Source organism: Variovorax sp. GW460-12-1-14-LB1 (assembly GCF_059423605.1).
Genome location: NZ_JBWKYF010000041.1, coordinates 16,393 through 37,369 on the forward strand (window position 1 = coordinate 16,393; position 20,977 = coordinate 37,369).

Annotated in this window: 18 protein-coding genes; 12 read left to right on the top strand and 6 right to left on the bottom strand. The window is 68.8% G+C overall.

Annotation, left to right across the window (positions count from 1 at the left end):
- Window positions 1-9: 9 nt before the first annotated feature.
- Window positions 10-1,107 carry an SMP-30/gluconolactonase/LRE family protein gene (locus AC07Y4_RS20210; protein ID WP_487849280.1) on the top strand — a complete coding sequence of 366 codons (1,098 nt, stop codon included), beginning with the start codon at window positions 10-12 and terminating at the stop codon, window positions 1,105-1,107.
- Between the two features lie 53 nt (window positions 1,108-1,160).
- The gene (locus tag AC07Y4_RS20215; protein WP_307694252.1) at window positions 1,161-2,597 is read left to right on the top strand and encodes an aldehyde dehydrogenase family protein; all 1,437 of its coding nucleotides are present in this window, start codon (window positions 1,161-1,163) and stop codon (window positions 2,595-2,597) included.
- A gap of 316 nt (window positions 2,598-2,913) precedes the next feature.
- Here AC07Y4_RS20215 and AC07Y4_RS20220 read toward each other — a convergent pair whose 3' ends face one another.
- Window positions 2,914-4,455 carry a glycine betaine ABC transporter substrate-binding protein gene (locus tag AC07Y4_RS20220; protein WP_487849279.1) on the bottom strand — a complete coding sequence of 514 codons (1,542 nt, stop codon included), beginning with the start codon at window positions 4,453-4,455 and terminating at the stop codon, window positions 2,914-2,916.
- 110 nt (window positions 4,456-4,565) lie between these two features.
- On the opposite strand from AC07Y4_RS20220, the gene AC07Y4_RS20225 reads away from it, so the two are divergent.
- Window positions 4,566-5,624 (top strand): ROK family protein, encoded by a 1,059-nt coding sequence (locus tag AC07Y4_RS20225; RefSeq protein WP_487849278.1) that lies wholly within the window; start codon window positions 4,566-4,568, stop codon window positions 5,622-5,624.
- Between the two features lie 10 nt (window positions 5,625-5,634).
- Here AC07Y4_RS20225 and AC07Y4_RS20230 read toward each other — a convergent pair whose 3' ends face one another.
- From AC07Y4_RS20230 to AC07Y4_RS20250, 5 genes are all read right to left on the bottom strand, one after another.
- Window positions 5,635-6,825 carry an Ig-like domain-containing protein gene (locus AC07Y4_RS20230; RefSeq protein WP_495274955.1) on the bottom strand — a complete coding sequence of 397 codons (1,191 nt, stop codon included), beginning with the start codon at window positions 6,823-6,825 and terminating at the stop codon, window positions 5,635-5,637.
- Window positions 6,735-7,394 (bottom strand): hypothetical protein, encoded by a 660-nt coding sequence (locus AC07Y4_RS20235; protein WP_495274956.1) that lies wholly within the window; start codon window positions 7,392-7,394, stop codon window positions 6,735-6,737. Before AC07Y4_RS20235 ends, AC07Y4_RS20230 begins: the two co-directional genes overlap by 91 nt.
- 538 nt (window positions 7,395-7,932) lie before the next feature.
- On the bottom strand, window positions 7,933-9,312 hold the full coding sequence (locus tag AC07Y4_RS20240; RefSeq protein ID WP_095744593.1) for a phospholipase D-like domain-containing protein: 1,380 nt from the start codon (window positions 9,310-9,312) through the stop codon (window positions 7,933-7,935).
- Window positions 9,313-9,337: 25 nt separating this feature from the next.
- Window positions 9,338-10,006 carry a glutathione S-transferase family protein gene (locus tag AC07Y4_RS20245; protein WP_495274957.1) on the bottom strand — a complete coding sequence of 223 codons (669 nt, stop codon included), beginning with the start codon at window positions 10,004-10,006 and terminating at the stop codon, window positions 9,338-9,340.
- A gap of 27 nt (window positions 10,007-10,033) precedes the next feature.
- Window positions 10,034-11,155 (bottom strand): 5-methyltetrahydropteroyltriglutamate--homocysteine S-methyltransferase, encoded by a 1,122-nt coding sequence (locus AC07Y4_RS20250; RefSeq protein ID WP_062470629.1) that lies wholly within the window; start codon window positions 11,153-11,155, stop codon window positions 10,034-10,036.
- Between the two features lie 145 nt (window positions 11,156-11,300).
- Between AC07Y4_RS20250 and AC07Y4_RS20255 the strand changes: the two genes are divergently transcribed.
- From AC07Y4_RS20255 to AC07Y4_RS20295, 9 genes are all read left to right on the top strand, one after another.
- A complete protein-coding gene (locus tag AC07Y4_RS20255) occupies window positions 11,301-12,410 on the top strand; it encodes an aromatic ring-hydroxylating dioxygenase subunit alpha (RefSeq protein ID WP_487849275.1) in 1,110 nt (369 codons plus the stop codon).
- Window positions 12,410-13,183, top strand: coding sequence for a GntR family transcriptional regulator (locus AC07Y4_RS20260; RefSeq protein WP_062470623.1), 774 nt, complete (start codon window positions 12,410-12,412; stop codon window positions 13,181-13,183). Before AC07Y4_RS20255 ends, AC07Y4_RS20260 begins: the two co-directional genes overlap by 1 nt.
- A 45-nt stretch (window positions 13,184-13,228) precedes the next feature.
- Window positions 13,229-14,218, top strand: coding sequence for a PDR/VanB family oxidoreductase (locus tag AC07Y4_RS20265; RefSeq protein WP_487849274.1), 990 nt, complete (start codon window positions 13,229-13,231; stop codon window positions 14,216-14,218).
- Window positions 14,219-14,373: 155 nt separating this feature from the next.
- Window positions 14,374-15,558, top strand: coding sequence for an ABC transporter substrate-binding protein (locus AC07Y4_RS20270; RefSeq protein WP_487849273.1), 1,185 nt, complete (start codon window positions 14,374-14,376; stop codon window positions 15,556-15,558).
- Between the two features lie 327 nt (window positions 15,559-15,885).
- Window positions 15,886-16,758: a branched-chain amino acid ABC transporter permease gene (locus AC07Y4_RS20275; RefSeq protein ID WP_056582994.1), complete on the top strand. Its 873-nt coding sequence runs from the start codon at window positions 15,886-15,888 to the stop codon at window positions 16,756-16,758.
- 1 nt (window position 16,759) lies between these two features.
- Window positions 16,760-17,746, top strand: a complete 987-nt coding sequence (locus AC07Y4_RS20280; RefSeq protein ID WP_369644033.1) for a branched-chain amino acid ABC transporter permease — start codon at window positions 16,760-16,762, stop codon at window positions 17,744-17,746.
- Entirely contained in the window at window positions 17,743-18,504 is a 762-nt protein-coding gene (locus tag AC07Y4_RS20285) for an ABC transporter ATP-binding protein (RefSeq protein ID WP_390345216.1), read from the top strand. Before AC07Y4_RS20280 ends, AC07Y4_RS20285 begins: the two co-directional genes overlap by 4 nt.
- Complete coding sequence (locus tag AC07Y4_RS20290; protein ID WP_095744599.1) at window positions 18,497-19,204, top strand: ABC transporter ATP-binding protein; 708 nt, start codon at window positions 18,497-18,499, stop codon at window positions 19,202-19,204. Before AC07Y4_RS20285 ends, AC07Y4_RS20290 begins: the two co-directional genes overlap by 8 nt.
- 38 nt (window positions 19,205-19,242) lie before the next feature.
- Window positions 19,243-20,946 carry a tannase/feruloyl esterase family alpha/beta hydrolase gene (locus AC07Y4_RS20295; RefSeq protein ID WP_487849272.1) on the top strand — a complete coding sequence of 568 codons (1,704 nt, stop codon included), beginning with the start codon at window positions 19,243-19,245 and terminating at the stop codon, window positions 20,944-20,946.
- The last annotated feature ends 31 nt before the right edge of the window (window positions 20,947-20,977 follow it).

Consider the following 20,977-nt stretch of genomic DNA (forward strand, 5'->3'; position numbering starts at 1 on the left):
GGAGACTGAATGGACAAGCACATGGACCGTCGTCGCCTGCTGCAAGCGGCTGCCGGCTCGGCACTCGGCGCCGTGGCTGCCGCTGCGGGCGCCCAGTCGTTTCCCTACAAGCTGCAGCAGCGGTATCCCGATCCGTCGGTGCTGATCCTCGACCCCAGCTTTGCGAAGTACCGCATCTACAGCAGCACGCTCGAGCAGGTCGGCACCGGCATGCGCTGGGCCGAGGGCCCGGTGTACCTGCCGCGCGAGGGCTACCTCGTGTGCAGCGACATCCCGAACAACAGGCTGATGCGCTACGAGGAGAAGACCGGCGAGTTCAAGGTCCACAAGGCGAACGCCGGCTACTGCAACGGCAACACGCGCGACCGGCAGGGCCGCCTCATCAGCTGCGAGCACTCGGTGACGCGGCGCGTGGTGCGCACCGAGGCCGACGGGCGCATGACCGTGCTGGCCGACCGCTACCAGGGCAAGCGGCTGAATTCGCCGAACGACGTGGTCGTGAAGTCGGACGACACCGTGTGGTTCACCGACCCGCTCTTCGGCATCTCGGGCACGTGGGAAGGCGAGAAGGCCGCGCCCGAGCAGGCGACGACCAACGTGTACCGCCTCACGCCCGACGGCCAGCTCTCGGCGGTGATCACCGACCTCGTGAACCCGAACGGCCTGGCCTTCTCGCCGGACGAGAAAAAGCTCTACGTCATCGAGTGGAAGGGCACGCCCAACCGCAGCCTCTGGAGTTATGACGTGGCGGCCGATGGCAGTGTGTCGAACAAGGTGAAGCTCATCGATGGCACGGGCGCTGCGGCGCTCGATGGCTTTCGCGTCGACCGCGACGGCAACCTCTGGATGGGCTGGGGCTGGAACGGCGCGCTCGCGCCCGAACCCGTCGATGCCGGCAACGGCATGAAGGTCTATCAGCCGCAGGCGAAGTCCGAAGACCTCGATGGCGTCAAGATCTTCAATGCGCAAGGCAAGCCCATCGGTTTCATCCGCCTGCCCGAACGCTGTGCCAACCTGACGTTCGGCGGCCCCAAGAACAACCGCCTCTACATGGCGGCCAGCCATTCGCTGTACGCCCTCTACGTGGAGTCCGAAGGCGCCACCTAGCCTTGGGACTTTTCCAACCTCCTCACCGCAACACGCACACAAGGACATCGACGATGACTGAATTCAACAACCTCATCAACGGCGAATGGCTGGCCGGCCAAAGCTACAGCCCCAACATCAACCCCAGCAACCTGGCCGACGTGCTGGGCCAGTACACGCAGGGCGACAAGGGCCAGGTCGATGCCGCCGTGGCCGCCGCCACCGCGGCCTTCCCCGCCTGGGCGACGGGCAGCATCCAGGCGCGCTCCGACGCGCTCGACAAGATCGGCACGGAGATCCTCGCGCGCAAGGAAGAGCTGGGCACGCTGCTGGCGCGCGAAGAGGGAAAGACCAAGGCCGAAGGCATCGGCGAGGCCACGCGCGCGGGGCAGATATTCAAGTTCTTCGCGGGCGAATGCCTGCGTCTGTCGGGCGAGGTGCTGCCTTCGGTGCGCCCGAACATCGGCGTGGAGATCACGCGCGAGCCGGTGGGCGTGGTCGGGCTCATCACGCCATGGAACTTCCCCATCGCGATTCCCGCCTGGAAGATCGCACCCGCGCTGGCCTTCGGCAACTGCGTGGTGCTCAAGCCCGCCGACCTCGTGCCGGGCTGCGCCTGGGCGCTGGCCGAGATCATCAGCCGCTCGGGCATTCCGGCCGGCGTGTTCAACCTGGTGATGGGGCGCGGCAGCGTGATCGGCGATGCGCTGGTGAACCACCCGGGCATCCACGCGATCAGCTTCACCGGCTCGGTGGGCGTGGGCCGCAACATCGCAGTGCAGTGCGTCACCAACCACAAGAAGGTGCAGCTCGAGATGGGTGGCAAGAACCCGCAGGTGGTGCTCGACGACGCCGACCTCGCGCAGGCCGTGGAGCTCAGCGTGCAGAGCGCGTTCTATTCGACCGGCCAGCGCTGCACGGCGTCGAGCCGACTCATCGTGACCGAAGGCATCTACCCGAAGTTCATCGAGGCGATGAAGGCGCGCATGGCGAAGATCAAGGTCGGCGATGCGCTGGCGCAGGGCACGGACGTGGGGCCGGTGTCGTCGAAGTCGCAGCTCGACCAGGACATGGAATACGTCGCCATCGGCAAGGGCGAGGGCGCCACGCTGGCGGCCGGCGGCGAACTGCTGAAGCTGGAGACGGACGGCTACTACATGTCGCCGGCGCTGTTCAGCGAGTCCGCGGCGAACATGCGCATCAACCGCGAGGAGGTGTTCGGGCCGGTGGCGAGCGTGATCCGCGTGAAGAACTACGAAGAGGCACTGGCGACGGCGAACGACACGGAGTTCGGTTTGTCGGCCGGCATTGCGACGACCTCGCTGAAGTACGCGACGCACTTCAAGCGGCACAGCCAGGCGGGGATGGTGATGGTGAACCTGCCGACGGCGGGGGTGGACTATCACGTGCCGTTTGGCGGCCGCAAAGGATCGAGCTATGGACCGCGGGAGCAGGGCAAGTACGCGCAGGAGTTCTTCACTACGGTGAAGACGGCTTACACGTTGGCCTGACGCTTTTCTTGTCTCGTTGGAAGCCCCCAGTTGGGGGGGGTTTACGTCTGCCCTGTTCGGGGCGCGTGCGCAGGCCACCGGGTACTTCCCTCCGCGAATGTCCCCCGGGGCTTCGCCCCTCCTCCTTGATTTCGCTGCGGGAAGCACCCAGTGTCCTGCGCACGGGACGCGGCGATGGTGCGCAGCCCATCAACGACCGCACTGAACACGCTCACGTCGATGCGGTGCCTTGCGCAGCGAAATCAAGGAGGAGGGCGAAGCCCGGGGGACATTCGCGGAGCAAGGTACCGTCGGCGTGAGCGTCGCCCTGAACAGCTCAGGCGAGCGGCGCCCTGCGACTGCGACGCATCAGAAATTCGATCAGCTCGAAAACCCCTTCGCTGATCAACGCCATGGCAGCAGCCGGCAACGCACCTGCCATCAACAGCTCGCGATCGTTCAGCGCCAGCCCCGTCACGATGCGCTCGCCAAAACCACCCGCGCCGATGAAGGCCGCGATGGTGGCCGTGCCGATGGCAATGGCTGTCGCGGTGCGAACGCCCGCCAGTAGCGTGGGCAACGCGAGAGGCAGCAGCACCAGCTGAAGGCTCTGCGGCGGCGTCATGCCCAGTGCAGTGCCGGCCAGCCGAAGTCCGTTCGGCACTTCGGCCAACCCGGTCACGGTGTTGCGCATGATCGGCAGCAGCGAGTACAGCGTGAGCGCGATGAGTGCGGGCAGGGCGCCGATGGCGCCGAGCAAAGAGATCAGCACCGCGAGCAGCGCCAGCGAGGGTACGGTCTGCATCACGCTCGCAAAGCCCAGCACCACGGCGCGCAGCCGCAGGTGCGGAAACACGAGGATCGCGAGCGGCACGCCGATGAGGATCGCCACGCCGACCGACACCGCCACCAGCAGCAGGTGCTGGCGCGCCAGCGGCCAGAGGTCGGGCCCGAAGAGCTTGGCCGTGAAGCCGCGCGCGGCGCTCGGCGGCGTCTTGCCGTCCTTGGTGGCGCCCGCGAGGAAGTCGCGCGCGATGGTGTCGAAGCGCACGCCCTGCAGTTCGGCGCGTGCGTTCATCGCGATCATGGCGTGCTCGTCGATCTTGCCTTCGAGCGCCTGCAACGCGGCCCAGGCCTTCGGCAGCCGCGCGGGCAGGTCGAGCTTGTAGAGCACCACCGCGTCGTAGCGCGGAAAGTACTGCTTGTCGTCCACCAGCACGCGCAGGCCGAGGTGGTCGATCTTGGCGTCGGTGGTGTAGATGTCGATGGCGTCGATCTGCTTGGCCGTCATCGCCTCGTAGGCCAGGCCGTGGTCGAGCCCGGTCGGCGTCTGCGTGAAACCGTAGCGCGCGGCCAGGCCCTTCCAACCGTCGGCGCGGCCGATGAATTCGTTCGACAGTCCGATGCGCAGCTCGGGGTGTTTGGCCAGGTCGCTCAGCGTGCGCAGCCCGAGCTTGTCGGCGTCGGCGGCGCGCACGGCCAGCGCATAACCGTCGTTGAAGCCCAGCGGAATCGCCACGCCCAGCCCGAGCGGCGCGAGCGCGGTGTTCATGGCCTCGCGCGTGTCGGCGGGCGAGCCCTTGAGGATCTCGAGTGCGATGGTGCCGGTGTATTCGGCGTACAGGTCGATGGCGCCCGAGCGCAGCGCCTCGTACACGATGGCGGTGTTGCCCAGCCCCTGGCGCACGACGGGTGGCGAGGCGGTGTGCGGCGCGGCGGTCTGCGCCAGCACCTCGGCCAGGATGTACGACTCGGTGAAGCGCTTGGAGCCGACGCGCAGCGTCTCGTCGGCGGCCTGCGCGCGGGGTGCGGCGGCGGCCAGCCAGAGCATCGCGAAAAGCCACAGGGCGGGGTGCCAGAAGCTGCGAGGCAGGTGCATCCGGATCAGTGTATCGGCATCGCCGCGCCCGCCGTACCCGTCCGTCTCCTACACGCCGTGGTGCGCGAAGCCGATGCGCCACGGCCGCGCAGCGGCCCATAGTGGCCGTCATGAAAAAAACCAGGCACGCGCCCCCCGGTCCCGACATCCACGGCCTGCGTGAGCTGCCCGGCTTGCGCGTGGACGGCTACAGCCTGCAGCTGCGCGACAAGGACGGCTTCGTCGGCGACCAGGCCAGCCAGACGGCGTTTCGCGAACTGCTCGAGCGCTGGCGCAAGCGGCGCCGCAAGACCGGCCGCGACCCGCTGGGCGCGGCGCACTCGCGCGACCTGAGCAAGAAGCAGCTCGACCGCGCGCTGCAGGGAAAGACCGCCACGGCCGCCGGCGACGTGATGCATGGCGCCATCGAGGAGTTCGCGCAAGAGCTCGCCTTCGTGGTCCAGCGCTTCGTGCGCCAGCCCTCGTGGCGCAAGGTGCAGCGCATCGTGGTCGGCGGCGGCTTTCCCGAGAGCGACGTGGGCGAGCGCGCGATCCTGGAGGCGGGCGCGATGCTCGAAGACCTGGGCGTGCACGTGCAACTGGGCCGGCTGTCGCACAACGTGGACGACGGCGGGCTGATCGGCTGGGCGCACCTGACGCCGCCGCCCCTGCTGAAGGGGCACGACGCCATCCTGGCCGTGGACATCGGCGGCACGAACGTGCGCTGCGGCATCGTGAAGACGCGCCACCGCAAGGCGTCCGACTTTTCGCGCGCCAAGGTGGTCAAGCGCGAGAAGTGGCGCCACGCCGACGACGGCCCGAACCGCAGCCGCATGGTCGAGCGCATCGCCGACATGCTCGAGGACATGGTGATCTACGCCGAGCGCCGCAAGATCCGGCTCGCGCCTTTCATCGGCATCGGCTGCCCGGGGCTGATCCGCTCCGACGGCTCGATCGCGCGCGGCGCGCAGAACCTGCCGGGCGACTGGGAGAGCCGGGCCTTCCACCTGCCGGCCGCGCTGTGGCGGCGGCTGCCGATCATCGGCTCGGGCGCGACGCTGGTGCTCATGCACAACGACGCGGTGGTGCAGGGCCTGAGCGAGCTGCCCTTCATGCGCGACGTGCGCCACTGGGGCGTGCTGACCATCGGCACCGGGCTGGGCAACGCCAGCTTCACGAACCGGCGTTGAGCGCGATCTCTTACAGGTCTTCGGGCCGCAGTTCCGCGCCGACGCGCGCGGTGGCCGAGGTGGTGGCGACATTGCCCGCCGCATCGGTGGCGCGCAGCTCGATGTTGGCCAGGCCCGCGCGCGCGGGTGTCCAGCTGCAGACGTAGGACGCGGCGCGCGGCGCGCAGACGGTCTTGCCGTCGACGATGAAGGCCAGCTCGGCCACGCCGACATCGTCGGTCGCGCTGGCCGACAGCCGCACCGGCAGACCGGCGGCCGACGAGGCCATGGACGGCACGTTCAGCGTGACGGTCGGTGCCGTGGTGTCGGCGGGCGCGCGCACGATCACCTGCGCCGACGCGACCTCGGCATTGCCCGCCGCGTCGATGGCGATCACGCGGACGACCTGCACGCCCGGCGCGGTCGGCGTCCAGTGGCAGGTGTAGGGCGGGGCGGTGAAGGTGCAGATCGGCAGGCTGTCGGTGCCGATCACCTTCACGCCGAAGACGCCGACGTTGTCGACCGCCACGGGCGCGAGCGCCACGGGCTGGCCCACGGTCGCCATCGCGGGCGCGGCCAGGGACACGGCCGGCTTCTGGCTGTCGGGCACGCCCAGCGGCAGGTCGATGGTGAAGGCCGCCTGCCCCTGCACCGCCTTCTGCTCGAAGGCGTCGAAGATGGTGAACCAGGTCGCGCCCGGCGCGCGGCTCGGGGCCTGGGCCTTCACGAGCAACGTGGTCTTGCCGACGGCAAAGCAGCTGAAGCCGCAGCGCCAGTCGAAGACGAAGCGGCCTTCGGCGTTCGTCGTGCCCTGCGCGATCGGCTCCAGCGGCTTGCCGGCGCCCGGGTCGCGCCACACCGAGACGGGCGCGCCGGCCAGCGCGGCGCCGCTCTCGCGTTCGGTCACGCGCACCTGCGTGGCGGTGGTCGCGGCCATGAACTTCGAGCTGCCGAGCTTGGGCCAGTCGCGCCAGTCGGTGTTGATCTGCGCCTTGGTGCCTTCGGTGAAACGGATCAGGCCGAGCGTGGCGACGCGGTTGGCGGCCGGTTCGTAGCGCTGCTCGAACACGGTGCCCAACAGCGGGTCGAGGCGCCAGTGCTGGCGCGTCCACCAGTAGCGGTCGGTGTGCTTCACGAGGGCGAGGTCGCTGGCGGGCGCGGTCTCGGTGGTGTCGGCGACGGCGATGGCGTTGTAGTACTCGCCGGAGCCGGCGCCGAACACGTGCTCCAGCTCGTGCAGCAGGGTCTTGAGCTGGCGCCCGAGGTAGTCCTTCTCGGTGGACTCGGGCGCGGCCGGCTGGCGCGCGACAGGCGCAGCGGGTCGTGGATGGCGGTCCAGTTCAGGTTCCAGGTCACGCCGGTGGGCGGGAAGGTGGTGCTGGTGGTCAGGCCGCCGTGGCTGTAGCCGCGCTTCGAGGGGCCGACGCACAGCACGATCTCGCCGCCGGCCACGCCGTTGAAGCCGCAAGGCGGCGCCGCGCCGGGCGCGACGAGCTGCAGGTCTTTCGCGGGGTCGAAGGTGAAGCTGCGCACGGTCTCGCGCTGGAACACGGTGTTGAGGTCGGCCACGTACTGCGCGAGCCGGCGGCCGGCCTCGGGCGCGCCGATGTCGGCCGCCAGTTGCGGGTCGATGAAGAAGCGCAGGCGGTGCACGCTCGGCGTGGCGCGGCCGACTTCGTTCATGGCCGCCCAGGTCGGGGCGGCGGACAACGGCAGCAGCAGGGCCAAAACGACAGGCAAGGCTGCGCCCAGCCGGCGCGCGAGCGCCAGCAGCGAATCAATGAAAGGCATCGATTTTTCTCCCCGTGCTCAGGGGAATCCGGCAGTGATCGACAACAAAGGGGATCGCTTGGGGCCGTGCGAAGGTGTCGCCCGGCGCCCAGCGCTCAAACCCCGCCGCGACCGCCTTTGCCGGTCACGCTCCTGCATCGCATCGAGGTCGCCGAAGGCGATACGCCCTGACGGGCGCCGATGCTTCTGAAGTGCGGGGGACTACTGGTTGCTCATTCAGTGCGGAGGGCGGGCGGACCGCTCATTCCTCCCCACGATGTCGCAACAATCAGTGAACCTTTATCTTAATTTCTGGGCTCGTAGGAAGGGAACTGGCCCCGCTGTAGTGGTGCCTGTTATTTGGGCACTTTCTCACGACAACGGCGGTACGAATGGCGCTTCGGTGGGCCCCATGAGGCCGGGCCGGAGCGGGCTGCCCCGCGATGCAGGGGGCTCCGGAAGAACGGTCATCCACCGGAACCGGTGGCGATTCTAGTGCGATTGTTCAATTGGTTGCAATTGTGTTGCATTCGTGCATCTCAGGCGATGCACCGCCCGCCTACAGCTGGAAGGCGACGGTCAGCAGCAGCCCTTCGGCCACGTCGCGCAGCAGCCCCGGACGCCGCGCGCGGTAGGGCTCGCCGGCCGAGGCGGTGGTCTCGATCCATTCGGCCAGCCATTCGATGTCGTCGTGGCCGTAGAACACCACCGCCGCCTCGTGGTTCAGCAGCAGGCTGCGCAGGTCGAGGTTGATCGAGCCGCACATCGCCAGTTCGTCGTCGACCACCACGGCCTTGGCGTGGGCCATGAAGGGCAGCATGCGAAAGCTCACGCCCGCGCGCGCCAGGTCGCGCATGGCGCGTGCGCGCACGAAGTCGGCCAGCCGGTGGTTCGACTGCGCGGGCATCGCGATGGTCACCTGCACACCGCGCCGCGCGGCGAGCCGCAGCGCGTCGCGCAGGCCGTCGCCGGGCACGAAGTAGGGCGTGATCGCGAGGATGCGGTGCTCGGCGCGAAAGCAGGCGTCGATGAGCAGCGCATGCGCCGTGTCCTCGGTCTGGTCGGGGCCGCTCGGCAGGAACTGGGCCATGGCGCAGCCGGGGCCCGCGGGCACGTCGGCGGCGGTGATGGCGCGCGCCTTGCGCCCGCGCACCGAGCTCCAGTCGTGGTCGAACTGGCGCGCGGCGGCGGCGGCCACGCTCCCCTGCAGGTCGAAGGACAGGTCGTGCCAAGCTTCGGGGTGCTTGTCGTTGCCGGAGAAGTACTCGCCCGCGAGGTTGCGCCCGCCCGACCACAGCCAGCGGTCGTCGGCGATGGTGAGCTTGCGGTGGTTGCGCAGGTTGCGCGGCCCGATGCGGCGCAGGCTGAAGAAGGGGCGGAACACCGCCACCTCGCCGCCGGCCGCGCGCAGCCGGTCGAAGTGATGGCGCGGCAGCGAGAGCGCGCCGAAGCCGTCGAGCAGCACGCGCACCTTGACGCCCTCGCGCGCGCGCTGCGCGAGCCGCGCCAGCACGGCATGGCCGAGCGCGTCGTCGCCGATGATGAAGGTGCACACGTCCAGGCGCTGGCGCGCGCCGTCGATCACCTCGAACAGCGCCTCGCGCGCGGCCTCGCCGTCGGCGTGCATGCGGATCGCGCAGCGCCCGGGCGGCGCCAGGCCGAAGCTCTCGATCAGGTCGGCCGCCCAGTGGCCCGGCGGCAGCGAACGCGGCGGCCGGGGCGCGCCGGCCGGGCGCAGCTTGCGCTGGCCGAACAGCAGGTACATCGGCAGGATCACGTAGGGCATGAGCACCAGCCCCATGACCCACGCGATGGCGGTGGTGGGGGCGCGCTGCTCGCGGCGCGTGCGCGTGGTCAGCACATAGACCAGCAACGCGAAAGTGACGACAAGAAAATGCTGCGAAGGGGAGGGCAGCCAGTCGAAGAGGGTGTCCGGCATGGGCGGGTGATGCCTCGGTGCCCGCTCAGCGCTGCAGGAAGGCCGGCACGCCGCGCCCTTGCGAAGCCAGGAACCGCATCATCGGATCGACCACCGTGCGCACTGCGTGCCGCGCGCCCACGCGCTCGCGCCAGGCCACGAGGCGCGGCGTGGCGTCGGTCATGCCGGCGCCCTTGCGGTCGGCGAACACATGCGCCATGTAGAAGGCGATGTCGGCGAAGGAGTAAGGGCCGGCCAGGTATTCGCGCGTGGCGAGCAGGCCGTCCATCTCTTCGTAGAAGCGCGCGCAGGCGGCGCATGCGGCCACGGCCGGCGCGCTTTGCATGGCGTCCTGCAAGCCGAAGAGTTTGATGACGTTGGGGAAGAACACCTCGTCCGACTTCTGCTCGAGCTGTCGCGCGCGGGCCCGGTCGGCAACGCCTTTGGGCCACAGTGGGAAGGCGGGATACTGATCTTCGAGGTACTCGAAGATCTGCGTCGAGTCGAACAGCGCCACCTCGTGGTCGACCAGCACCGGCACTTGCTGCTTCACCGGGTTCACGCGCAGCACCTCGGGGTGCTTGGGCTCGTAGGCGTCGTCGGTGGTGAACGGCGCCATGATGAGCTCGAAAGTGATGCCTTTTTCGTACGCGGCGATCTGCACCTTCGCGCCGAACATGCTGAGGGGGCCGGAGTAAATCTGCGTCGTCGTCATGCCCCCGACTTCAACAGAAAGCGCGCGTCAGGTCGAGCCCCAGACTTCCTGCGCCGTCTCGACCACGAGCCGCAGCTTGTTGCGCTGCGCTTCGACGGCGATGTTGTTGCCGTGCACCGTGCTCGAGAAGCCGCACTGCGGCGACAGCGCGAGCTGGTCGAGCGAGGCGTACTTGCTGGCGTCCTCGATGCGGCGCTTGAGCTCGTCCTTGTCTTCCATCTCGCCGAACTTCGTGGTCACGAGGCCGAGCACCACCGTCTTGCCCTTGGGCAGGTAGCGCAGCGGCTTGAAGTCGCCCGAGCGGGCGTCGTCGTACTCCATGAAGTAGGCGTCCAGGTCCATTTCCTTCAGCAGCGCCTCGGCCACCGGCTCGTAGTTGCCGGCCGCGGCGTGCGTGCTCTTGAAGTTGCCACGGCACAGGTGCATGGCCAGCAGCATGCCCGGCGGCTTCTGCGCCACCACCTTGTTGATGAAGGCTGCATAGCGGTGCGGCAGCTCGTTCGGGTCGTCCCCGCGCTTGCGGGCGGCTTCGCGCATGTGCTCGTCGCACAGGTAGGCGAGGTTGGTGTCGTCCATCTGCACGTAGGTGCAGCCGGCCGCGGCCAGCGAGCGCAGCTCGTCGCCATAGGCCTTGGCCACGTCGTCGTAGAACACGGGGTCGAGCTCAGGGTACGCGTCCTTGCTGATGCCGGCGCGACCGCCGCGGAAGTGCAGCATCGTCGGCGAGGGGATGGTCACCTTCGGCGTGCGGCCGGCCGAGACCTGGCTCTTGAGGTACTGGAAGTCGGCGAGCTGGATGTCCTTCACGTGGCGCACCTTGTCGATCACGCGCATCGCGGGCGGCGCCAGTTCCTCGGTGCCGTCGGGGCGGCGGATGGTGACCGGGATGTCGGTCTTCACGCCGCCGAGCTGGTCGAGGAAGTCGATGTGGAAGTAGGTGCGGCGGAACTCGCCGTCGGTGATGCTCTTCAGGCCGATGTCTTCCTGGAAGCGGACGATCTCGGTGATGGCCTTGTCTTCGACCTCGCGCAGTTGCTCGGGCGTGATCTGGCCCTTGGCTTTCTGCTCGCGGGCTTCGAGCAGGTATTGCGGGCGCAGGAAGCTGCCCACGTGGTCGTAGCGGGCGGGCAGGGCGGCATGCTGGGACATGGAATGAACTCCGTCGTGACTGTGAACGAGCGGAATCCTAGCGCCTTCGTGAAAAGCCTGTTTGTATACGTAGACGTCAGTGTTTACCCTCGAATAAGGGGCTCAACTCTGGAATTTCTTTCTGTTATGTATACATTACGTATTCATGAAGACGCCCACGACCGCCTTTCCGCTCAACGCCTGGTATGCCGCCGCCTACGACGTCGAAGTGCGTCACGCGCTGCTGCCACGCACCATCTGCAACCAGAAAGTGGTGCTGTTCCGCCGCACCGACGGCCAGGTGGCCGCGCTCGAAGACGCCTGCTGGCACCGGCTGATGCCGCTGTCGCTGGGCCGCCTCGAGGGTGACGAGCTGGTCTGCGGCTACCACGGCCTGGTCTACAACAGCCAGGGTCGCTGCACCCACATGCCGAGCCAGGAAACGCTCAACCCTTCGGCCTGCGTGCGCAACTTTCCGGTGGCCGAGAAGCACCGCTTCGTGTGGATCTGGCCCGGCGATCCGGCCAAGGCCGACCCGGCGCTGGTGCCCGACATGCACTGGAACGACGACCCGGCCTGGGCCGGCGACGGCAAGATGATCCGCGTCCACTGCGACTACCGCCTCGTGGTCGACAACCTCATGGACCTCACGCACGAGACCTTCGTGCACGGCTCGTCGATCGGCAACCGCGAAGTGGCCGAGGCGCCCTTCGTGGCCACGCACGGCGACCGCTCGGCCACCGTCACGCGCTGGATGGAGAACATCGACGCGCCGCCGTTCTGGGGCAACCAGATCCGCCACGCGCGCGGCTACACGGGCAAGGTCGACCGCTGGCAGATCATCCGTTTCGAAGGCCCGTGCACCGTGAACATCGACGTCGGCGTGGCCGAGGCGGGCAGTGGCGCGGTGCCGTCGAACGACAACGCCGGCGACCGCAGCAAGGGCGTCAACGGCTACGTGCTCAACACCATCACGCCCGAGACCGACAAGACCTGCCTGTACTTCTGGGCCTTTGCGCGCAACTACTGCCTGGGCGAGCAGCGCCTCACGCACGAGCTGCGCGAGGGCGTGTCGGGCATCTTCCGCGAGGACGAGATCGTGCTCGAGGCGCAGCAGAAAGCCATCGACGAGCACCCCGACCACCAGTTCTACAACCTCAACATCGACGCCGGCTCGATGTGGGCGCGCCGCCTCATCGACCGCATGATCGAGAAGGAACGGCCCGCGCGCGCCGCGATCCCGATCCGTCCCGTCCCAGAGAGCCAGGCCGCGTGATGAAGGTCGCCACCGTCTCTCCCGCCGAGCCCGGCGACAGCGGCAGCTCGCAGGCCGTGAAGGCGCAGCTGCGGCTGCGCGAAATGATCCTGGCGGGCGAGCTGCCCGGCGGCGCGCGCATTGCCGAGGTCGCCATCTCCGAACAGCTCGGCGTGTCGCGCACGCCGGTGCGCAGCGCGTTGATGCGGCTGGAACAGGAAGGCCTGCTCGAAGCCCTGCCCAACGGCGGCTATGCGGTGCGCACCTTTTCCGAACGCGACGTGGCCGATGCCATCGAGCTGCGCGGCACGCTCGAAGGCCTGGTGGCGCGGCTGGCGGCCGAGCGCGGCGCGGCGCCCGTGGTGCTGCGCGAGGCGCGCGCCTGCCTCACGCGCATCGACGAGCTGCTGCGCGAGCCCGCGCTCGACGACGCGGCCTTCTCGCGCTACGTGACGCACAACGAGAAATTCCACGCCTTGCTGTGCGAGATGGCCGGCAGCCCCGTCATCGCGCAGCAGCTCGAGCGCGTGGTCAACCTGCCGTTCGCCTCGCCCTCGGGCTTCGTCATCGTGCAGGCCAATTCGCCGGCCGCGCGCGACATGCTCGTGATCGCGCAGGACCAGCACCTGCAGGTGCTCGACGCCATCGAGTCCGGCGAGGGCTCGCGCGCCGAAGCGCTGATGCGCGAGCACAGCCGCATCGCGCGGCGCAACCTGCGCGAGGCGCTGCATGGCACGCCGAGCGCCGAACAACGTCCGCTGCCGGGCGTGCAACTGATCCGCCGTCGCGGCTGATCGACGACTTCTTTTTTTCTTCTCTTTCCCCGCTGGTGTTCCCCGATGAAAAGCGATCTTCAATGGATGCAGGCGCAGGTGGTGGCGCTGCGCGACGTCACGCCCACCGTGCGCGAGTTCACGCTGCGCCCCGACACCGACTTCGTTGCCGCGCATGAGCCCGGCGCCCACCTGCAGGTGCAGGTGATGACCGAGCAGGGCCGCGTGCAGACGCGCTCCTACTCGCTGGTGGGCGAGGGCGACGGCAGTTGCTGGCGCATCGCCGTCAAGCGGCTGGACGACGGCCGTGGCGGCTCGCGTGCGATGTGGCGCTTGGCCGAGGGCGACCGGCTGCAGGTGAGCGCGCCGCAGAACCACTTTCCGCTCGACCTCGCGGCGCCCGGCTACCTGCTGGTGGCGGGCGGCATCGGCATCACGCCGCTGGTGCTGATGGCGCAGCGCCTGGGCGCGCTGGCCCGACGTCGCGGCGTGCCGGTGTCCATGCTGTACGGCGCACGCCACGCGGGCGAGTTCGGCTACCTCGACACCCTGCGCGACGCGCTGGGCGAGGCCGGCGTGCAGGCGCACGAAGGCGCCGCGCCCATCGACTTCGACGCTGCCATCGCCGCGTTGCCGCCCGGCGGCCAGCTCTACACCTGCGGACCGGTGCCGATGCTCGAGGCCGTCAAGCGCGCCTGGGCCGCGGCCGGCCGGCCGCTCGCCGACCTGCGCTTCGAAACCTTCGGCAGCAGCGGCCGCCTCGCCACGCAGGCCTTCACCGTGCGCATTCCGCGCCACGACCTGTCGATCACCGTGCCGGCCGACTGCACCCTGCTCGACGCGCTCGATGCGGCCGGCGTGCAGACCCTGTCGGACTGCAAGCGCGGCGAGTGCGGCCTGTGCGCCATGGACGTGCTGGCCGTGGACGGCGAAGTCGACCACCGCGACGTGTTCCTGAGCCCGCACGAGAAGCAGGCGACCACGCGCATCTGCGCCTGCGTGTCACGCGCCGTGGGTACGCTCACGCTCGATTCCGCGTACCGCCCGGACCGTTGAAAACATCGGTTGCGCGATCATCGCGCAACCATTCGACTGATCGCGCAACAAAGACCCGTGCGGCGGGTGGGTAGGTGGTTGCCTGCTCCGTCAATTGTTGCGAATTGTTCAAAATACGCCCGGTTTCGCGTTCCGTCCCTCAAAGGAAAAATTCCATGCAAAGACGCCATCTCATCCAGACCGCCGGCCTTTCGGCGATTGCGCTCGCCACCGCGCTGTCGCTGCCTGTGGCCAGCGCCCAGGACAACAAGTTCAAGATCGGCCTGATCCTGCCGATGACGGGGCAGTCGGCCTCCACCGGCCGCCAGATCGAGGCCGCCGCGCGCCTGTACATGGCACAGAACGGCGACACCGTGGCCGGCAAGAAGGTCGAGCTGATCGTGAAGGACGACACCGGCCTGCCCGACGTGACCAAGCGCCTGGCGCAGGAGCTCATCGTCAACGACAAGGTCAACGTGATCGCCGGCTTCGGCATCACGCCGGCCGCGCTGGCCGCCGCGCCGCTGGCCACGCAGTCGAAGACGCCGCAGGTCGTGATGGCCGCCGCCACTTCGAGCATCACCGAAGCCTCGCCCTACATCGTGCGCAGCAGCTTCACGCTGCCGCAGGTGTCGGTGGTGATGGGCGACTGGGCGCCCAAGAACGGCGTGAAGTCGGTCGTGACGCTGGTCACCGACTACGGCCCCGGCAACGACGCCGAGAAGTTCTTCAGCGAGCGCTTCCAGCTCAACGGCGGCAAGGTGCTCGAGAAGCTGCGCGTGCCGCTGCGCAACCCCGACTTCGCGCCGTTCCTGCAGAAGGTGCGCGACGCCAAGCCCGACGCGCTGTTCGTCTTCGTGCCCTCGGGCGCGGGCGCGGCGGTGATGAAGCAGTTCCTGGAGCGCGGCATGGACAAGGCCGGCATCAAGATGATCGCCACGGGCGACGTGACCGACGACGACCAGCTGAACGACATGGGCGACGGCGCGCTGGGCGTGGTCACCTCGCACCACTACTCGGCTGCGCACCCCTCGGCGCTGAACAAGAAGTTCGTCGAGGCCTTCCAGAAAGCCAACCCCAAGATGCGCCCCAACTTCATGGCCGTGGGCGGCTATGACGGCATGCGCGTGATCTACGAAGCCCTCAAGACCACCAAGGGCCAGGGCGGCGGCGAAGCGCTGCTGGCCGCCATGAAGGGCCAGGTCTTCGAGAGCCCGCGCGGTCAGGTGCTGATCGATGCGCAGACGCGCGACATCGTGCAGGACGTGTACCTGCGCAAGGTTGAAAAGAAGGACGGGCAGCTCTACAACATCGAGTTCGACGTGCTCAAGGGCGTGAAGGACCCGGGCAAGGCCAAGTAATTTCGCTTCGCCGGTGGGAGCGCTGCCGTTCAGGGCGACGCTCCCGCCGACGGGGTGCCTTGCTCCGCGAATGTCCCCCGCCCTTCGGGCTCCTCCTTGATTTCGCTGCGCAAGGCACCGCATCGACGTGAGCGTGTTCAGAGCGGTTGTTGATCGGCCGCACACCAGCGCCGCGTCCCGTGCGCAGGGCACTGGGTGCTTCCCGCAGCGAAATCAAGGAGGAGGGCGAAGCCCGGGGGACATTCGCGGAGGGAAGTACCCGGTGGCCTGTGCACGCACCCCGAATAGCAGCATCCCGAACGACCGCACCAGACCCAGACAACCGACATGCTGACCATTCTTTTCGACGGCATCGCCTACGGCATGCTGCTCTTCGTCCTCGCCGTGGGGCTGGCCGTGACGCTCGGGCTGATGAACTTCATCAACCTCGCGCACGGTGCCTTCGCCATGGCGGGCGGCTACCTCACCGTGTTCGCGATGCAGAAGTTCGGCGTGCCGTTCCTGGCCTGCCTGCCGCTCGCGTTCATCGTCGTCGCGCTGGCCGGCGCGCTGCTGGAGCGCACGCTCTACCGGCCGATGTACGGCAAGCCGCACTTGGACCAGGTGCTGTTCTCCATCGGGCTGGCGTTCATGGCCGTGGCGGCCGTCGACTACTTCGTCGGCTCGTCGCAGCAGAACCTGCAGCTGCCCGAGTGGCTGCGCGGGCGCAGCGAATTCGGCGACGGCGCGTTCCTGCTGGGCATGGGCCACTACCGCATCTTCATCATCGCCGTGTGCGCCGTGCTCACCGTGGTGCTGCAGCTCATCCTCTCGAAGACGCGCTTCGGCAGCCGCCTGCGCGCCGCCGTCGACGACCCGCGCGTGGCGGCCGGCCTGGGCATCAACGTCAACATCGTGTTCCTGCTGACCTTCGCCGTGGGCTCGGGCCTGGCCGGGCTGGGCGGCGCGCTGGGCGCGGAAATCCTCGGGCTCGATCCGACCTTCCCGCTCAAGTACATGATCTATTTCCTCATCGTCGTCTCGGTCGGCGGCACCTCGTCGATCACCGGGCCGCTCGCCGCCGCGCTGCTGCTCGGCATTGCCGACGTGGCCGGCAAGTACTTCATTCCGAAGATGGGCGCCTTCACCGTCTACCTGCTCATGATCCTGATCCTCATGTGGCGGCCGCAAGGCCTGTTCACGCGCAAGGGAGGTCGCTGAGATGAGCGCGCCTGCCTATGAATCGGCCCTGCTGCGCACCGCGCGCTGGCGCCCCTGGGAGTTCGTGGTCTGGGCCGTGGCCTTCGCGCTGCCGCTGGCCATGCCCTCGCATTCGCTGCTGGTCAACGAGATCGCCATCGTCGCGCTGTTCGCGATGTCGCTCGACCTGATCCTCGGCTACACCGGCATCGTGTCGCTCGGCCACGCGGCCTTCTTCGGCTTCGGCGCGTACGCCGCCGCGCTGTTCGCCAAGCTCGTCATGCCCGACCCGACCGTCGGCCTCGTGTTCGCCACCGTGCTGTCGGCCGTGCTGGGCCTCGTGGCCAGCGTGACCATCCTGCGCGGCAGCGACCTCACGCGGCTCATGGTCACACTGGGCACCGCGCTGCTGCTGCTCGAACTGGCCAACAAGCTCGACTGGCTCACCGGCGGCGCCGACGGCCTGCAGGGCGTGGTCATGGGGCCGGTGCTCGGCCTCTTCGAGTTCGACCTGTATGGCCGCACCGCCGCCTGGTACTCGCTGGCCGTGATGCTCGTGCTGTTCCTCGTGATGCGCCGTATCGTGCATTCGCCCTTCGGCGCCACGCTCAAGGCCATCCGCGACAACCGGCTGCGCGCCATGGCCATCGGCATCCCGGTGGTGTCGCGCCTCGCCGTGGTCTACACCGTGGCCGCCGGCATCGCGGGCGCCGCGGGCGCGCTGCTGGCGCAGACCACCGGCTTCGCCTCGCTCGACGTGCTGGCCTTCGACCGCTCGGCCGACGTGCTGTTGATGCTGGTCATCGGCGGCGTGGGCTGGCTGTACGGCGGCGTGGCGGGTGCCATCGTCTTCAAGCTGCTGCAGACCTGGCTGTCGTCGGTGACGCCGCAGTACTGGATGTTCTGGATCGGCCTCATCCTCGTGCTGCTGGTGCTCGTGGGACGCGACCGGTTGCTCAAGCCGTGGACCTGGTTCGGCACCGCGAAGAAGAAGGGCGGTGCGGCATGACCGACACCGTGCTCTCGACGCAAGGCCTCGTGATGCGCTTCGGCGGCATCACCGCCACGAACAACGTCACGATGGAACTGAAACGCGGCGCACGCCATGCGCTCATCGGCCCGAACGGCGCCGGCAAGACCACGCTGATCAACCTGCTGACGGGCGTGCTCACGCCCACCGAAGGCCGCATCTCGCTGCTCGGCGAAGATATCACCACGCTCGCGCCGCACAAGCGCGTGGCGCGCGGGCTGGTGCGCACCTTCCAGATCAATCAGCTCTTCGATTCGATGACGCCGCTGGAAACGCTGGCGCTCGTGGTGTCGCAGCACCAGGGCATCGGCGCGCAATGGTGGCGCCCGCTGGGCGCGGACAAGCGCATCGCCGAGCGGGCAGGGCAACTGCTGGAGCAGTTCCACCTCGCCGACGTTGCGCAGCAGCAGACCAAATTCATGGCCTACGGCAAGCGCCGTCTGCTGGAGATCGCCATTGCGCTGGCCTGCGAGCCGCGCGTGCTGCTGCTCGACGAGCCCGTGGCGGGCGTGCCCGCCGGCGAGCGCGAAGAGCTGCTGCAGACCGTGGCCGCGCTGCCGGCCGACGTGTCGGTGCTGCTCATCGAGCACGACATGGACCTGGTGTTCAGCTTCGCCGACCGCATGACGGTGCTGGTCAACGGCGCGCTGCTGACCGAAGGCGACCCCGAGACGATCGCCAACGACCCGAAAGTCAAAGAGGTCTACCTGGGCCACGGAGAACATGCCCATGTCTGAGCTGCTGCGCATCGAGAACCTGAGCGCCGGTTACGGCGAGGCCGTGGTGCTGCACGACGTGGCCTTCACGCTCGGCGAGGGCCAGACGCTCGCGCTGCTGGGCCGCAACGGCACGGGCAAGACCACGCTCATCAACACGCTGGCCGGCGCCACGCGCCAGCACGGCGGCACCATCGCGCTCGGTGGGCAGGCGGCGCTGCACAAGCTGCAGCCGCACCAGCGCGCGGCGGCCGGCATCGGCTGGGTGCCGCAGGAGCGCAACATCTTCAAGTCGCTCACGGTGCACGAGAACCTGACGGCGGTGGAGCGGCCCGGCCAGTGGAACCCGCAGCGCGTGTACGAGATGTTCCCGCGCCTGGCCGAGCGCAAGACCAACCTGGGCACGCAGTTGTCGGGCGGCGAGCAGCAGATGCTGGCCGTGGGCCGCGCGCTGGTGCTCAACCCGAAGCTGCTGCTGCTTGACGAGCCGCTCGAAGGCCTGGCGCCGATCATCGTGGAAGAGCTGCTGCGCGCCATCCGTCGCATCACGCGTGACGAAGGGCTGGCCGCGATCATCGTGGAGCAGCACCCGCAGGCGATCCTCGCGATCTCCGACCAGGCCGTGGTGCTCGACCACGGGACCATCGTGCATGCCGACACGGCCGCGGCGCTGCGTGCGCAGCCGGAAGTGCTCGACCGGTTGCTGGGCGTGGCGCGGTAGCGGCGGCCGATCACACAAAACAACCAGGAGACAGACAGATGGCGATCCCCCAGACAGTGTTCAGCGGGGGCGCCATGCTGGCGACCGCCGCCTTGCTCGCCGCATGCGGCACGGCCCCGACCGGCCCCATGCGCCTCGGCCTTGGCGCCGATCCGGCCCAGGCTTGTGCGGCGCTCACCGCGCCCGTGGCGGCCATTGCCATCGGCCTGCCCAGCGGTGCGGCGACGATCGACTCGGCAGCGCTCGTGCCGGCGTCTGCACTGGCCGTGGCCGAGCGCGGCCCCAGCCCCGCCTCGCGCATCACGCCGGCGATGCCTGCGTACTGCAAGGTGCTCGGGCGCATCGCACCGGTCGACGCGAGCGCGCCGCCGATCCTGTTCCAGGTCAACCTGCCGCTTGCGTGGAACGGGCGCAGCGTGCAGTACGGCGGCGGAGGTTTCAACGGCGTGCTGATCACCGGCCTTTCGTTGGTGCCGGCGGGCCGCTTCGACCAGCCCACGCCGCTCGCGCAGGGCTACGTGACCTACGGCACCGACTCCGGTCACCAGAACGTGCAGGGCCAGCCGCCGCAGGCCTTTGCGCTCAACGACGAGGCGCTCGTGAACTTCGCGCATGCCTCGTACAAGAAGGTGCGCGACGTGGCGGTGGCGCTGACGCAGCGCGCCTATGGCCACGCACCGCAGAAGCTCTACTTCATGGGCAGCTCCGAAGGCGGGCGCGAAGCGCTCACGATGGCGCAGCGCTATCCGCAGGACTTCGACGGCATCTTCAGCCGCGTGCCGGTGATCAACTGGACCGGGCTGCAGCATGCGGGCACGCGCAACGGCATCGCCACCTTCGGCGAAGGCTGGCTGCGGCCCGCGCAGGTGCAGCTGGTGCACAACGCGGTGCTCGCGTCGTGCGACGCGACGGACGGCGTGGCCGACCGCATCGTGTCGAACCCGGTGGCCTGCCTGCAGCGCTTTGATCCGACCACTTTGCGCTGCGCAGCGGGCACGAGCGGCGACAACTGCCTCAACGACGCGCAGGTGCAGGCGGTGCGCACGCTGCGCACGCCGTGGCGCTCGCCCGTGCCGCTGGCGCATGGCGTCACCGAGTACCCGGGCTGGGGCATCGGCGGCGAAGGCACGCCGGCCTTCGCCTCGATGGGCGGCTGGAACGCCTGGTGGACCGGCACCGCCGCACCGACCGTGCCGCCGCAGCCGAGCAACGGCATCGCGTGGTTCTACGGCAGCGGGGCGCTGCAGTATTTCTACGCGCGCAATCCGTCGCTCGACGTGCGCAACTACCGCGCCGAAGACTTCGCCGCGCGCATCGCCACCGTGTCGCAGCTCATGGACTCGACCAACCCCGACCTCAGCGCCTTCCATGCGCGCGGCGGCAAGCTGCTGGTGCTGGAGCACATGGCCGACTACGCGCAGAGCCCGTTCGCGGGCATCCGCTATTACGAGTCGGTGGTGGCACGCATGGGCCGCGAGAACGTGGACCGCTTCATGCGCCTGTACACCGCGCCCGGTGTCGACCATGTGGGCAGCGGCGCACCGGCCAACGTCGACATGCTCGGCGCGCTGGCCGACTGGGTCGAGCGCGGGCGTGCGCCGGCCGGGCTGCAATTGCTTGAACAGGAAGTGCAGCCGCCATTCAAGACGACCCGCGCGCGTCCGCTGTGCGAGTGGCCGCTGTGGCCGCGTTATGTGAGTGGGGATGCGTCGCAGGCGGCGAGCTTCCAGTGCAGCCGGTAGCGCTCGCTTGAAGCGGTCGCGATCTTCAAGG

Bases quoted from the DNA above. Each gene is read 5' to 3' on its own strand.
- AC07Y4_RS20295 (WP_487849272.1), top strand. From the start codon at position 19,243: ATGGCGATCCCCCAGACAGTGTTCAGCGGGGGCGCCATGCTGGCGACC.
- AC07Y4_RS20235 (WP_495274956.1), bottom strand. From the start codon at position 7,394: ATGCCTTTCATTGATTCGCTGCTGGCGCTCGCGCGCCGGCTGGGCGCA.
- AC07Y4_RS20285 (WP_390345216.1), top strand. From the start codon at position 17,743: ATGACCGACACCGTGCTCTCGACGCAAGGCCTCGTGATGCGCTTCGGC.
- AC07Y4_RS20270 (WP_487849273.1), top strand. From the start codon at position 14,374: ATGCAAAGACGCCATCTCATCCAGACCGCCGGCCTTTCGGCGATTGCG.
- AC07Y4_RS20255 (WP_487849275.1), top strand. From the start codon at position 11,301: ATGAAGACGCCCACGACCGCCTTTCCGCTCAACGCCTGGTATGCCGCC.
- AC07Y4_RS20275 (WP_056582994.1), top strand. From the start codon at position 15,886: ATGCTGACCATTCTTTTCGACGGCATCGCCTACGGCATGCTGCTCTTC.
- AC07Y4_RS20215 (WP_307694252.1), top strand. From the start codon at position 1,161: ATGACTGAATTCAACAACCTCATCAACGGCGAATGGCTGGCCGGCCAA.
- AC07Y4_RS20210 (WP_487849280.1), top strand. From the start codon at position 10: ATGGACAAGCACATGGACCGTCGTCGCCTGCTGCAAGCGGCTGCCGGC.
- AC07Y4_RS20240 (WP_095744593.1), bottom strand. From the start codon at position 9,312: ATGCCGGACACCCTCTTCGACTGGCTGCCCTCCCCTTCGCAGCATTTT.
- AC07Y4_RS20245 (WP_495274957.1), bottom strand. From the start codon at position 10,006: ATGACGACGACGCAGATTTACTCCGGCCCCCTCAGCATGTTCGGCGCG.
- AC07Y4_RS20225 (WP_487849278.1), top strand. From the start codon at position 4,566: ATGAAAAAAACCAGGCACGCGCCCCCCGGTCCCGACATCCACGGCCTG.
- AC07Y4_RS20280 (WP_369644033.1), top strand. From the start codon at position 16,760: ATGAGCGCGCCTGCCTATGAATCGGCCCTGCTGCGCACCGCGCGCTGG.
- AC07Y4_RS20260 (WP_062470623.1), top strand. From the start codon at position 12,410: ATGAAGGTCGCCACCGTCTCTCCCGCCGAGCCCGGCGACAGCGGCAGC.
- AC07Y4_RS20265 (WP_487849274.1), top strand. From the start codon at position 13,229: ATGAAAAGCGATCTTCAATGGATGCAGGCGCAGGTGGTGGCGCTGCGC.
- AC07Y4_RS20220 (WP_487849279.1), bottom strand. From the start codon at position 4,455: ATGCACCTGCCTCGCAGCTTCTGGCACCCCGCCCTGTGGCTTTTCGCG.
- AC07Y4_RS20290 (WP_095744599.1), top strand. From the start codon at position 18,497: ATGTCTGAGCTGCTGCGCATCGAGAACCTGAGCGCCGGTTACGGCGAG.
- AC07Y4_RS20250 (WP_062470629.1), bottom strand. From the start codon at position 11,155: ATGTCCCAGCATGCCGCCCTGCCCGCCCGCTACGACCACGTGGGCAGC.